The organism is Pseudoalteromonas sp. S1608 (assembly GCF_005887265.1).
Taxonomy (GTDB): Bacteria; Pseudomonadota; Gammaproteobacteria; order Enterobacterales; family Alteromonadaceae; genus Pseudoalteromonas; species Pseudoalteromonas undina.
Window position 1 is genome coordinate 72,103 of the sequence record NZ_PNDK01000012.1, and the last position, 13,682, is coordinate 85,784.

Consider the following 13,682-nt stretch of genomic DNA (forward strand, 5'->3'; position numbering starts at 1 on the left):
ATTGTCTATAATGACAAAAAATTAGCTAAGTGCGTAAAAGCTAGAATTAGCGTACGAATAACAAAATAAATATTAGAAAATAGATAAATGGAATTTTAATACACCCAAATGAGGAATTTGGGTGGCAGTCTTACCAGCCACATCTCGGCACACACGTCACAAACTGTGGCTGCTCCCTTCCGGGCCTGACCAGGTTCGCCTGCTAGTGTTGCGAGAGGACCAATAAGACTACCATTGAGGGCCTTGGTTGGCGCGATTGAGATTATCTCTACTTTTGCTCTGTTATTCAAGGGATAATCAAAAAAGAAAGTGCGATTGCATACTTCATATACAATCGCAGTCTATTTAGGTGTTAAAGCGATTATTAATTGCTCTCTAACTCTGCTTTTATGTTACGTAGTGCCGCTTTTACTTTTTTCACATTCTCTGGGCCCATGCGTAAAAGTTGCTTTTGCGCAGCGGGTAATTGCTCCCATTCAGAAAACGCATACTGATAGGTCACTGAATCACGCAATAATGGTAAGCTACCTTTTGGCTCAGGAGTATCAAGTAACAGGTCAATGGCATCTTCAAGTGTTTGAGTAAACTCATCATCACCATAACCAATTTCAGTATATGCGCTGTTGATCAGTGGTTTATACTCATCATATAAACGCACAGCTTGAGCTGCACTCATACTTGTGAGCACTTTTACATATGGGGTATAGCGTTCATAGCTATTAGGATCAATTGTTAAAATATCGCCTTCGTTTACGCTAAAACCCTCTTCTAATTTTGCAACTGGGGTATGCTTGGTAGCCACTTTGCCTTTTGCTAAATTATCGACAAATACTACGCCACGGCGAATAACATCATCATTTAATATTAAGCTCATCGCTACATCACCCAAATATTCATCTAATTTTGCAATGACTACAGGGTCGCTGTCGTTTAACGTTGGTAAAGATACAACTTCAGCTTCGGGCTCAACTTCTGGACGCTGAGCTGGAACATCTAATTCCGCAGGTTTTTCAGGCTTAACAGAGGGCGCACCTACCACAGGATCGTTTTCAGGCTTTAACTCCATAATAGGTTGCTCTTTTACTGGTTCTTCAACCTGCATAACTGTTTTTGGAGCTTCACTTGGTTTTAATAAAACAAACGCAGCGGCAATAATGATAATTAATAAAATAACCCCTGCAAAGATAAGGTTGTTATTCGGCGGACGTTTTTGAACGTCTGATCCTGATGGTTTATCTGACATACGAACTCCATAAATATAAAAATGCGATACTGTTTAGAGTACTCTAAACAGATTTAATTCATAATTTACACCAATATTTATTAATGTAAGTTATGTATCCTTTGATTCTTCTAGCTTAAAGACTTACAGTGAATAAATAAAGTAAAGACAGTGAACAGTTTAAATACGTAACATGAAAATTAAGCAAGTCGATCCTAGTAAACCAAAAGTGGCTTTATTACTCACCGGTGGTGGTGCCCGAGCAGCTTACCAAGTGGGCGTGTTAAAAGCATTAGCGCAAAGTATGCCCAGAACTGCCCCGCTGCCCTTTAGAGTGATAAATGGTACATCTGCTGGCGCAATTAATTCTGCGGCGTTAGCGTGTTACGCTTCATGTATGCATTTAGCCGTTAGAAAGCTAGAGACAGTATGGAAAAACTTTTCCACCTCTATGGTATACAAAAGTGACTTTTTGAGTGTGTTTGGTCATATTACTCGTAATATTTTAACTAGTTTTCAGTCTGAGCATATAAACCATCCACCCGCGAGCTTATTAAATAATAGGCCACTTAGAAAGCTATTAAACGATATTCTTGATTTACATCGAATTGAACGTAACTTACATCGTGACTACTTAGAGGCGCTGTCGATTACAGCATCTAGTTATACGACCGGTGATTCTGTTGCTTTTTTTCAGTCAAATACGCAGCATTCTTGGCAGCGAGCAAAACGCGAAGGTCGCGCTACGCGAATTAATGTTGAGCATTTAATGGCCTCAAGTGCTATTCCTATGGTTTTTCCTAGTGTAAATATTTATAACCACTACTTTGGTGATGGCTCTATACATCAACTTTCACCTTTAAGCCCATCCATTCACTTAGGGGCAAATAAAATATTTATTATTGGTGTTGAACAACCCAAGGAACCTCACCCTCCAGGTTACTCTGCGCATTTCCCTGGGCTTTCTGCAGTAGCAGGCCACTTACTCGACAGTGTATTTACCGACACCATGCAATCTGATTTAGAACGATTAGATCGAGTAAATCGTACACTGGGGTTATTACCCGATAGACAAAAGCATCAAGAGTTAAAACAAATAGACAGCTTTATCATTAACCCCTCGCAAAACTTTAATGCAATTGCAGCGCAATACTATGATGATATGCCTTGGGCAATTAAAGTGTTACTGCGTATGATCGGGGTTAAAAAACGCTCTCAGTCGAGTTTAACCAGTTACTTATTATTTGAAAAACGCTATACCCAGCACTTAATTCAAATTGGATACGAAGATGGCATGAAGCAACTGCCCGAGATGAGAAAGTTTTTAGAGCTAGACTAAGAGGCTACTCTTACTCAATGCCATCGAGCAAGTAATGCTCAACATGCTCTACTCGCCTCGGTTTACCTTGCAATACTAAAATATCATTTGCGTATAGTATGGTATGCTCTTGTGGCATCTCTATCTCTTCACCTTCACGCCGAAGCGCCTTAATTAACACCTTTCTTTTAGCTAAATTAAGCTCACTAATAGCCTTGTTTACCGCAAATGCTTTATCCGGCAAGGCAATGACATGTAAGTACTCTAAGCGTTCGGGAAAATTGATATCGCTTTCGATGTTTTCGCCTGCAAAAAAACTTTGTAATAGCTTATAGCGGTTACGTCTTTCGCTACTAACACGGCGAATTATTCGGCTCATTGGTACACCCGACATAGACAACACATGTGAGACCAGCATTAAACTTGCCTCGAGCGCTTCAGGCACAACTTCAGTGACACCTAAATCTTTTAAACGCTCTAATTGGCTGTCGTCACGGGTTCTTATGAGTATTTTTACCTTAGGAGCAACCTGTTTTATGGCATCAATCACTATTTGAGTTTGTTGAAATTCCGTAAAAGTAATAATCACTAAGCGTGCTCGCTCTACCCCTGCGCACTTTAAAATATCTTTTTGCTCAACGTGACCAAACAATAAAGGTTCACCCGCCGCTTTTCCTTCTTGCACTAGTATGGGATCGCTTTCAATGGCCACATAATCAATAGCCTCTGGCGATAAAAAGCGAGCAATAGTTTGCCCTACCCGAGAAAATCCACATATAACTACATGATTATTATAAAGCGTACTGCTTTGTGGCTCATCTTCATAGGCAAACTTAGTGCGTTCTAACATACCCAGTCGCTTTAAAATAAAGGGGGTTTTATCGATTAAATACGGGGTGAGAGCCATAGAAATTACACCCATGGCAATTAAAAATGATACTTGCTCCGCACTCAGTAAGTCATGCTGTGCTGCGAGTGCTATTAACACAAAACCAAACTCACCCATTTGCCATAACATAATAGCGCAAGCTAATGCGTCCTGTTTTCGCTCTCCCATAAGTAAAGACGACACGGTTACTACGGCGATTTTTAAGATTAGGATCCCTAGTAAGGCAACAACAATAATACCCGCATGATTAACAACAAAGCTGATATCTAGCTGCATACCTACGGTAACAAAAAATAAACCCATTAAAATATCACGAAACGGGCGAATATCCGCTTCTAACTGATGGCGGTAATGGCTTTCACCAAGCATCATACCCGCTAAAAATGCCCCTAATGCCATTGATAAGCCAAATGAATAAGTAAGTAAACCCGCAAACAAAGCAACTAATAAGGTAGTTAAAACAAATAGCTCATCACTTTTTGCTAATGCCACTTCATTAAAGACTTTAGGTAAAACCCATTTGCCAATTGCCCATAGCAACACGCAGACAAACGCACCTTTAGTTAGTGCAAATAACAGAGCCCAGCCAATACCATTTGAGTTATTGCTGGCAAATAACGGTAAAATAATCAGTAATGGTACAACAGCAATGTCTTGAAATAATAAAACGCCAATTGCCAATTGCCCTCGGCGTTTATTTAAATCACCGCTCTCTTTTAATAATTTAGCAACCACCGCAGTAGAGGAGAGCATAATAATAATGCCAATGGTAAAACTGGTTAATAAATTAAAATTTAATAAATGCAGAATCACAATCAGCAAAATACTACTAACAAATACTTGTAGCGACCCTAAACCAAATACAATATTACGCATCGCCATTAGGCGCGATACAGAAAACTCCAAACCTAAACTAAACAGCAAAAATACAATACCTAGCTCTGCAATAAAGTCCATCTCATGGCTTTGCGTCATCCAGCCAACACCATGACCACCCGCTAATAAACCCACAGCCAAATAAGCCAACACAGGGGGAAGCCCTATGCGCTTAAATAGCCATACAAATAAAACCGCAGCGACTAAAAGTCCAAAAATCTGAGCATTAATACTTTGCAACGCAAACCTTAAAATAATCTATGGGATGTGACTTAACTATAGCAATCGCATAACTTTCAGCCAGAATAAAAATATGGCACGCAATCTGCTTATTTATAAAAAGTAATACTATAGGGGGAAGAAATAGTGGAAAACGTTCATATTTTGACACAACGTATCTCTGGTCGCGGTGAATTTTTGCCGTTCTCAGCAGAGCAATACAATAGCAATACACCAACAGCACTGCATGAGCTGGCGGCCAAACTACAAACTAGCCTAGTGTTGGAAGATATTTTAGGCACATTTGCAAATTTTGCAAAACAGCTGCTTAATTTTTCTGGGGTACACTTTCAAACATCATGTATAGATGTTAAAACACCCAATAGTGATGTTGAAAACCCAGCATACTCATTTGATCTAAAAGTTGAAAGTGAGCATTTAGGCACACTCACTTATTACACAAAATATCCGCTTAGTGCGGCTATTGAAAAAAAGCTGCAGCATTTTCACAGTGTATTAATTTATCCACTACGTAATGCAATAATGTACAACCGTGTATTAAAGCTAGCAACAAAAGACTCGTTGACGGGGTTAAACAACCGTAGTCAATTTAATGACATGTTACAACAAAAGCTTGAAAATCATAGACGTAACGGCCATCCATTTAGTTTAATGCTGCTTGATTTAGATAATTTTAAACAAGTAAATGATAACTATGGTCATAAAATTGGCGATGACGTTTTAATAGAATTTGCCACAGTTTTATCTAGTAGTATTAGAGGCACAGATTCAGTATTTCGTTTTGGTGGCGATGAGTTTTCAATACTAATTGAGGACCCCGCTTTTACCACCAATAAAGTGATTGCTGAACGTATCATGCGTTTAGTAAGAAACTCACCGATTATGTCTAAGTACAATGTAACAACCAGTATTGGTTTTACCCTAACTAACAGTGATGATTGCCAAAATGAGATATTTTCTCGTGCGGATAAGGGCTTGTATAAAGCAAAAGCATCTGGGCGAAACTGTGCAAAAGCCTATTAAACAATAAAAGAACATAATATTTGAAAAGCCCAGCCTCCCCCGCTGGGCTTTTTTACGCTACTTTTTTAATATAAAGTATTTGTAAATTAGTAGCATGGTGCAAAAACCAAAAAAGAAGCCACTGAGTAAATTAAGTAATGCCGCAATTGTTGCAAGTGGTGTAAAAAGCACCAACAGTAAAGGCGTACTCACTCCTAAAATGAAAAACACGCCCCCTTTACCCAACCAGTAGGCAAGTAAAATGGCGGCACATACCATACCACCTAATACAGCGTAGCCGAGGGTAGTAATATTAAGGGTTAAAAATACATTCGATAAAACCGCAATCAATAGCGTAATTAATATGCCAATGGGTGCCTTATTGATAAGCGACAGCCCAACATGAGGCTGCTGACTCATGATTTATACTCCCAAATAAAACCAGTATCATCTTTATGGTTATCACTAATAAAATAACCAACCACTTGTACTAGCTCATCGTTGTAAAAAATTAATGGAATATCAGCACGTAGCCAAGGCGCTACCTTTGCATCTTTAAACCAATGCTTAAGCGTATTACTGCCTGGCTTTTTTAGTGGTTTAATACGCGCGCTATTACAGTTAAAACGAACACTAACTTGTTCATCCGATTTGGGCGCGCGTACACCCACCCCTTGCAAACATTGTAGTATTTTTCCGTCATTAAGCACTAGTTCGTGACTTGTTACCCGTTCAATATTAACGGCTAAAGGCCTCGGTTGCACAAAATACAGATAACCTTGGTGGCGGCGTATTTGCCCACCGCTTAGCTCAATAACCATTTGCGCATCAGCTTGCGCATGAATAGCCTGACTCATTATTTGCATTAACTGTTTTTGCGAAGGCATGGTATGGGTAAATAGAGCCAGCCATGCGCGCAGAAGATTCGCAATGCGAATAGCGCTGTAATGAGCCATATTTTGTATATTAAGCGCCTGATGTTGGTTAAGACACTGTGCGAGATCTTGCTGGGTATATTCATCAAGCAGTGCTTGTTGCTGCTGCAATAATTCAATACTTCGTGCTGTACACTGCTCAAACCCAGTAAAACGCTCTGCCAGCTTAGGCACTATTTGCTGGCGCAAAAAATTACGATCAAAGCGTTCATTGGCGTTGGATTCATCGGTAATATGGCTAATATTAAATTGCTGGGCAAACGCTTCTATCTCGCTGCGTTTTACCGCCAATAATGGCCTATAGCACTCACGGCCACTTTCAAGCACGCGAGTTTGCTGCATAGCGCCGAGCCCTTTTAAGCCTGAGCCGCGCTTTAAACGAAGTAAAAATGTCTCTACTTGGTCGTTTAAATGCTGGCCTAACAAAATGACACTATCATTTGGGCTATATTCATCAAGCGCTTGATAACGAGCTTCGCGAGCCTGCGCTTCAATACTGGTGCGCGATTGCTGCTTAATGATGACGTGTGCCGCTTTAAAATCAATTGAAAGTTGCTCACAACTTGCTTGGCAAAATTGCTGCCAGTGATGGGTGTTATCACTTAAGCCATGATTTACATAAATTGCACTTAAATTTAATTGTGGCCACTGCTCTTTTAACCCATGCATTATCTGCAACAACACCACCGAATCTACGCCACCAGATAAGGCTACAGTAAATGTGAATTGCCCGTTTTCTATATAATGATTGAGGGCTTTTTGTACCTGCAGATAAATATGTGATGTGTGCATTATTATAACCAATGAGTGAATTGCTAATAACCTGAATAAAAAAGGCCCTACGTTACGGTATTTTAAAACAAAAAAAGCCGCATAGGCGGCTTTTTTCTATATTTGTCTATGTTTAGCTATGTTTAGCTATGTTTAGCTATGTTTAGCAATAACCAAACGACATTAAACGCTTGTAACGTTGATCAAGCATCTCTTCAAGCGATAACGCTTGTAAGTCTGCTAAATCGCGCTTAAGGCGAACTTTTAAATTACGTGCCATGGCATCATAATTACGGTGTGCACCACCTAGCGGCTCATCAACTAGGTTGTTGATTAAATCTAGCTCTTTAACACGCTCGGCTGTTACACCCATTGCTTCTGCTGCAAGTGGCGCTTTATCAGCACTTTTCCATAAAATAGAGGCACAGCCTTCTGGTGAAATAACTGAGTAAGTGCTGTATTGCAGCATGTTTACTCTGTCGCCTACACCAATCGCTAATGCACCACCTGAACCACCTTCACCAATAACAGTACAAATTGTAGGTACTTTTAGTGCGGCCATTACTTTTAGGTTACGTGCAATTGCTTCAGACTGACCACGCTCTTCTGCGCCAACACCTGGGTATGCACCTGGGGTGTCGATAAAGGTCATGATTGGCATTTTAAAACGCTCAGCCATTTCCATTAAGCGCAATGCTTTACGGTAACCTTCTGGTTTTGGCATGCCAAAATTACGTTTAATTTTTTCAGCAGTACCACGGCCTTTTTGCTGACCGATCACCATAACAGGTTCACCATCTAAACGAGCAACGCCGCCTAAAATTGCAGGGTCGTTAGCAAACGTACGATCACCCGCAAACTCGTCAAATTCCGTAAAAATACGCTCGATATAATCTCGAGTATAAGGACGCAGCGGATGACGTGCTAGCTGTGATACTTGCCAAGCACCAAGTTCAGAGAAAATTTTCTCCTTCATTTGTGCGCTCTTTTCTTTAAGTTTGCTGACTTCCTCTTCTAATCCAAGGTCTAATTCGCCAGCGCGGCTTACATTTTGTAATTCTTCAATTTTTGCTTCTAATTCTGCGATTGGAAGCTCAAAATCAAGATAATTGAGGCTCATGCTCTAAACTACCTAATTAGTTAAATTCTAGTTCTACATTTTGCGCTGCCATCAGCGATAACTTATGAATTAAGTCGTCACTTGGCGTAACACACCATTCGATCCCTAGGGTTAATTGCACCAACGCATCGGGGCGTTGATAATATACCTTGATCGGACACGTTCCCATTTTGTATGGTTCGAGTACTTTTTGTAATTTATCGAAGAAACCAGCCTCGATCTGCACCATATTCAGCGTCATCTTAATCGCTTTTATACGCTTTTCACGCGCCTGAGCAATGGTGTTTATTTCTCTGGCGGTCATTGTAATACCACCAGAGAAGTTATCAAAGCTGACCTGTCCGGATATCACCAAAATATTATTGATTTGCAACATATCTTGGTACATTTCAAACTGTTCTGGAAACAAGCGTACATCAATTCGGGCGCTTTTGTCATCTAAAGTTATCAAGCCCCAGCGATTTCCTTTTTTATTAATTAAGGTTCTCGCGGCAATCACCAAGCCCGCCCCAGTTGAGACTACATCACGGTTAGTGGGCTGCAAATCAATGAGTCGACCTGAGGTGTAATGCCCAAGCTCTCGTCGATACTGGTTTATAGGATGGCCAGTTAAATAAAGGCCTAAGGTATCTTTTTCGCCATCAAGCCACTGATTATCTGTAAGTGGTGTGGCTTTAATAAACGCTTGTTCTACTTCGTCAGGCTCTGTGGCCAGTAAACCAAACAAGTCACTTTGCCCTAACAGCTCAGCTTTGTTGTGTTGATCGGCTGCGCGCATTGCATCTTTTAAACTTGCCAGCAGCGTTGCTCGCCCAGGTTGATTTTTTTCTGGCCCTAGTTGATCTAATGCACCTGCATAAATTAATTTTTCGGTGACACGTTTATTTAAGCGTTTTAAATCAACACGCGCACAAAAATCAAATAGGTCCTTAAATGGGCCGCCTTTTGCTCGCGCTTCTAATATGGCATCAACGGGAGCCTCACCCACGCCTTTAATTGCTCCTATACCGTAAACAACTTCACCTTGAAGATTAACAGTAAACTTGTATTCACCAGCGTTTACATCGGGCGGTAACAAAGTGAGTTTCATGTTTTCACATTCATCCACCAGCGTTACTATTTTGTCGGTGTTATCCATATCAGCCGACATTACTGCAGCCATAAACTCAGCCGGATAATGGGTTTTCATCCACAGCGTTTGATACGATACCAATGCATAAGCTGCTGAGTGAGATTTGTTAAAACCATAACCCGCAAACTTTTCAACCAAGTCGAATATTTTTATCGCAAGCTCGCCATCAATGCCATTATTACGCGCGCCCTCTTCAAAGGTTGAGCGCTGTTTTGCCATTTCTTCGGGCTTTTTCTTACCCATGGCACGACGTAACATATCGGCGCCGCCTAGTGTATAACCGGCCAGCACCTGCGCTATTTGCATAACTTGTTCTTGATACAAAATAATGCCGTAAGTCGGCTCAAGAATAGGCTTTAAACTTTCGTGTTGATATTGCGCATCGGGGTATGAAATTTCTTCTCTGCCGAGCTTTCGGTCGATGAAGTTATCTACCATGCCTGATTGCAGTGGACCTGGACGGAACAAAGCAACAAGGGCTATCATATCTTCGAAGCAATCGGGCTTTAATCGGCGAACTAGATCTTTCATGCCGCGTGATTCTAGCTGGAATACTGCGGTGGTTTCAGCGCGCAGCAGTAGTTCAATACTTTTTTTATCATTCAGTGGAATGGTGTTGATATCAACCGGCTGCTTGCCTTCACGCTTTAAGCGCTCGTTGGTCATATCCACTGCCCACTGTAAGATGGTCAGCGTACGTAAGCCTAAAAAGTCAAACTTAACCAAACCAGCAGTTTCTACATCGTTTTTATCAAACTGAGTAACCGGAAACTTGCCTTCATCATCACAATAGAGCGCAGCAAAATCGGTAATCGTGGTCGGCGATATTACAACCCCCCCTGCGTGTTTACCGGCATTACGGGTACACCCCTCAAGAATACGACACATGTCGATTAAGTCTTTAACTTCTTCATCGCCGTCGTAGGCTTCTTGCAAACGAGGTTCAACTTCAAACGCTTTGGCCAAGGTCATTCCCGGATCGCCGGGAATAAGTTTAGAAATACGATCAACAAATCCATAAGGATGACCAAGTACCCGGCCTACATCGCGTATAACCGCTTTGGCCGCCATAGTACCAAAAGTAATAATTTGCGATACCGCATCACGGCCATACAAGGCCGATACGTGATCAATTACTTCATCACGTCTATCCATACAAAAATCGACGTCAAAGTCGGGCATAGAAACACGTTCTGGATTCAAGAAGCGCTCGAAAAGTAAATCGAACTCTAGTGGATCAAGGTCGGTAATTTTAAGCGCATAAGCTACTAAGGAGCCCGCACCTGAACCACGCCCTGGACCTACAGGAATATTGTTATCTTTACTCCACTGAATAAATTCCATTACGATCAAGAAGTAACCAGGAAATCCCATTTGGTTAATTACATCGAGCTCTATCTTTAAACGCTCATCGTATTCGCCGCGTTTTTCTTTGCGTTCTTGCTCATCAGGAAATAAAAATTGCAGTCGTTCTTCAAGCCCATCTTGTGAGACTTTAACCAAAAACTCATCAATTTTTAATGAGCCTGTAGGGTAATCTGGTAGGAAATACTCACCTAATTGAACGGTTACATTACAGCGCTTTGCGATTTCTACGGTATTTTGTAACGCCTCTGGAATATCACTAAATAGCTCTGCCATTTGCTCAGGCGTTTTTAGGTATTGCTCTTGTGAAAAACGCTTTGGTCGGCGTTTATCATCTAGGGTATAACCATCAAAAATAGCCACCCGAATTTCATGGGCTTCAAAGTTTTCTGGCTTTAAAAATACCACTTCATTGGTAGCCACCACTGGCAGTTGCTCTGTGGTTGCAAGCTCCACTGCCATGTGCAAATAATTTTCTTCTTGAGCACGGTTGGTGCGAATAAGCTCAATATAATAATGATCGCTAAAGTGCTGCTTATAAAAGCTTACCACCGACTCAACAATAGCGGGGTTGCCTTTTATTAATGCTTTTCCTAAATCGCCATCTTTTGCACCCGAGAGTATGATGAGCCCCTCTTTTAAATCAACTAACCATTCACGGTCAATCACTGGGCGATGAAACACATGACCACGTTGGTAAGCTTTAGAAATCAATAAAGTAATATTTTTATAGCCAGTGTTATCTTTAGCTAATAACGTTATCCGGCTTGGTTCATCAGGAAACTCAGGACTACGTACCCAAAAATCAGCACCAACAAGTGGCTTGATACCTGCGTTATGCGCTGCGCCATAAAAACGCACTAAACCACAAAAGTTCATTTGATCGGTAATTGCCAGCGCTGGCATTTCAAGCTCTTGTGCTTTAGCAACAATTGGTTTGGTTTTTGCCAAACCATCAACCATCGAAAAGTCTGAGTGCACTCGTAAGTGAACAAAATCAGGAGCTGGCATAATTACTCCTTACCCGAAAGCGCAAGCACACGCAGCACCGGTTTAAAGCTCTTACGATGCTCATCTATAGCGCCGTATTGCTCAAGCGCTGCAAAGTGTGCTTTAGTCGGATACCCTTTATGCCCTACAAACCCATATTGTGGATAGCGCGCATCAAGTTCAATCATTTCATCATCACGGGCCACTTTTGCTAAAATAGACGCGGCTGATATTTCAGCGACTAAGCTATCTCCTTTAACCACCGCTTGGGCGGGCATAGCTAATTTAGGCAGGCGGTTACCATCTACAAACACAAATTCAGGCACGGTGCTAAGTGCTTCCACTGCGCGACTCATGGCAAGCATAGTGGCTTGTAATATATTTAGCTCATCTATTTCGCTTGGACTACAACGGCCAATGGCGTAACACAGTGCTTTTTCTTTTATTTCAGTGGCTAATAATTGACGTTTTTTATCCGTTAATTTTTTAGAATCGGCCAAGCCTGCGATTGGCTTATTGGGATTTAAAATAACAGCGGCAGTAACCACGTCGCCCACCAGCGGTCCACGACCCACTTCATCTACACCGGCAATTAGGGTTACATTAGGTCGTTCAATTTGCATTTATTAACTCCGCCACTGCATTTGCAGCTTGTTTACTTGCATCTAATCTAATTTTTTCATGTATGGCTAAAAAGCGGGCTTTTAATTCTTTATTGTCACTATTTAGCATAGGGGTAAGTGCTGCTGTTAAATTAGCGACATTACATTCGCTTTGCAAAAACTCTGGCACTAACTCTTCGTCTGCCAATAAATTAGGTAACGAAAAATATTTAATATTAAAGGTAAATAAGGTTTTAAAAATCCAATAACTCATGGGTTTAATTTTATAACCAACCACCATTGGTTTTTTATATAACATGCCCTCAAGCGTTGCCGTACCTGATGCCAGTAATATGGCATCGGCGGCTTGCATGGCTAAATTTGATTGCCCATCCAGTAAGTTAACATTAAGTGAGGGCGCTGTGACATTTAAAATAGCAATAAACTGCGCTTTGCGCTTTTCGTTCACCAGTGGCACAACGACTTTAAGCGCTGGGTTCTGTGCTTGCAACTGAGCCGCTGTTTTTATGTAAGTTTCACTTAACAAGCCCACTTCTGAGCCCCGGCTCCCGGGTAATAACGCTAACACCTTGTCATCAGCATTTAAGCCTAGTTGGCTACGGGCTTGGCTATCGTCGTGCTCAAGTGCAATGTCGTCGGCTAATGTGTGGCCTACAAAAGTACAAGGTACTTGGTGCTTGTCGTAAAATTCTTTCTCAAAAGGTAATAAAGCCAATACTAAGTTAGTGGCTGCACTTATAGTGTGAATGCGTTTTTCACGCCACGCCCACACTGAAGGGCTAACGTATTGCACAGTTTTAATACCCGCATCTTTTAACGGTTTTTCTACACGTAAATTAAAATCGGGCGCGTCAATGCCTATAAACACATCAGGAGGATTATCAATAAAATGCTGCACAAGTTGTTTGCGAATTTTTAGTAAACGCGGTAAACGGCCAAGGACTTCAACCAACCCCATAACCGACAGTTCATCCATATCAAACAGCGTTTTGCAGCCTTGAGCTTGCATTTTAGGACCTGCAATACCTTCAAAAATTGCATCAGGAAAATGCGCTTTAAGCGCTTTTATGAGCCCTTCACCTAAAATATCGCCCGACAGTTCACCTGCCACAATACCAATTCGTAGTTGTTTTTTATCTTTTTTCATTTGCTATTTTTTCACAAGTAAACCCGGCGTTCATACCGATTAGTTTACCGTG

The 13,682-nt window shown here is 41.2% G+C and carries 10 protein-coding genes and 1 other RNA gene; 2 read left to right on the plus strand and 9 right to left on the minus strand.

The genetic code is table 11. The annotated features are described in order from the left end of the window. Positions 1–128: 128 nt before the first annotated feature. Positions 129–225, minus strand: an RNA gene (ffs, locus tag CWB75_RS05415) — signal recognition particle sRNA small type. Positions 226–364: 139 nt separating this feature from the next. Beyond that, entirely contained in the window at positions 365–1,243 is an 879-nt protein-coding gene (locus CWB75_RS05420) for a DUF3014 domain-containing protein (protein ID WP_138570088.1), read from the minus strand. A 172-nt stretch (positions 1,244–1,415) separates the two neighbouring features. Between CWB75_RS05420 and CWB75_RS05425 the strand changes: the two genes are divergently transcribed. Further along, positions 1,416–2,561: a patatin-like phospholipase family protein gene (locus CWB75_RS05425; RefSeq protein WP_010388160.1), complete on the plus strand. Its 1,146-nt coding sequence runs from the start codon at positions 1,416–1,418 to the stop codon at positions 2,559–2,561. Positions 2,562–2,571: 10 nt separating this feature from the next. Here CWB75_RS05425 and CWB75_RS05430 read toward each other — a convergent pair whose 3' ends face one another. After that, complete coding sequence (locus CWB75_RS05430; RefSeq protein ID WP_138570089.1) at positions 2,572–4,545, minus strand: monovalent cation:proton antiporter family protein; 1,974 nt, start codon at positions 4,543–4,545, stop codon at positions 2,572–2,574. Between the two features lie 126 nt (positions 4,546–4,671). On the opposite strand from CWB75_RS05430, the gene CWB75_RS05435 reads away from it, so the two are divergent. Continuing rightward, positions 4,672–5,568, plus strand: a complete 897-nt coding sequence (locus CWB75_RS05435) for a GGDEF domain-containing protein (protein WP_055012776.1) — start codon at positions 4,672–4,674, stop codon at positions 5,566–5,568. Between the two features lie 57 nt (positions 5,569–5,625). Here CWB75_RS05435 and CWB75_RS05440 read toward each other — a convergent pair whose 3' ends face one another. From CWB75_RS05440 to lpxB, 6 genes are all read right to left on the minus strand, one after another. Further along, positions 5,626–5,967 (minus strand): hypothetical protein, encoded by a 342-nt coding sequence (locus CWB75_RS05440; RefSeq protein ID WP_054202423.1) that lies wholly within the window; start codon positions 5,965–5,967, stop codon positions 5,626–5,628. Beyond that, positions 5,964–7,274 carry a tRNA lysidine(34) synthetase TilS gene (gene tilS / locus CWB75_RS05445; protein ID WP_138570090.1) on the minus strand — a complete coding sequence of 437 codons (1,311 nt, stop codon included), beginning with the start codon at positions 7,272–7,274 and terminating at the stop codon, positions 5,964–5,966. The genes CWB75_RS05440 and tilS overlap by 4 nt, the downstream gene beginning before the upstream one ends. Before the next feature lie 142 nt (positions 7,275–7,416). Beyond that, positions 7,417–8,373, minus strand: a complete 957-nt coding sequence (accA, locus tag CWB75_RS05450) for an acetyl-CoA carboxylase carboxyl transferase subunit alpha (RefSeq protein ID WP_008110950.1) — start codon at positions 8,371–8,373, stop codon at positions 7,417–7,419. 16 nt (positions 8,374–8,389) lie between these two features. Continuing rightward, complete coding sequence (gene dnaE, locus CWB75_RS05455) at positions 8,390–11,881, minus strand: DNA polymerase III subunit alpha (protein WP_010388150.1); 3,492 nt, start codon at positions 11,879–11,881, stop codon at positions 8,390–8,392. 2 nt (positions 11,882–11,883) lie between these two features. Continuing rightward, positions 11,884–12,483, minus strand: coding sequence for a ribonuclease HII (gene rnhB, locus CWB75_RS05460; protein ID WP_138570091.1), 600 nt, complete (start codon positions 12,481–12,483; stop codon positions 11,884–11,886). Further along, positions 12,473–13,630: a lipid-A-disaccharide synthase gene (gene lpxB, locus CWB75_RS05465; RefSeq protein WP_138570092.1), complete on the minus strand. Its 1,158-nt coding sequence runs from the start codon at positions 13,628–13,630 to the stop codon at positions 12,473–12,475. The genes rnhB and lpxB overlap by 11 nt, the downstream gene beginning before the upstream one ends. Between the last annotated feature and the right edge of the window lie 52 nt (positions 13,631–13,682).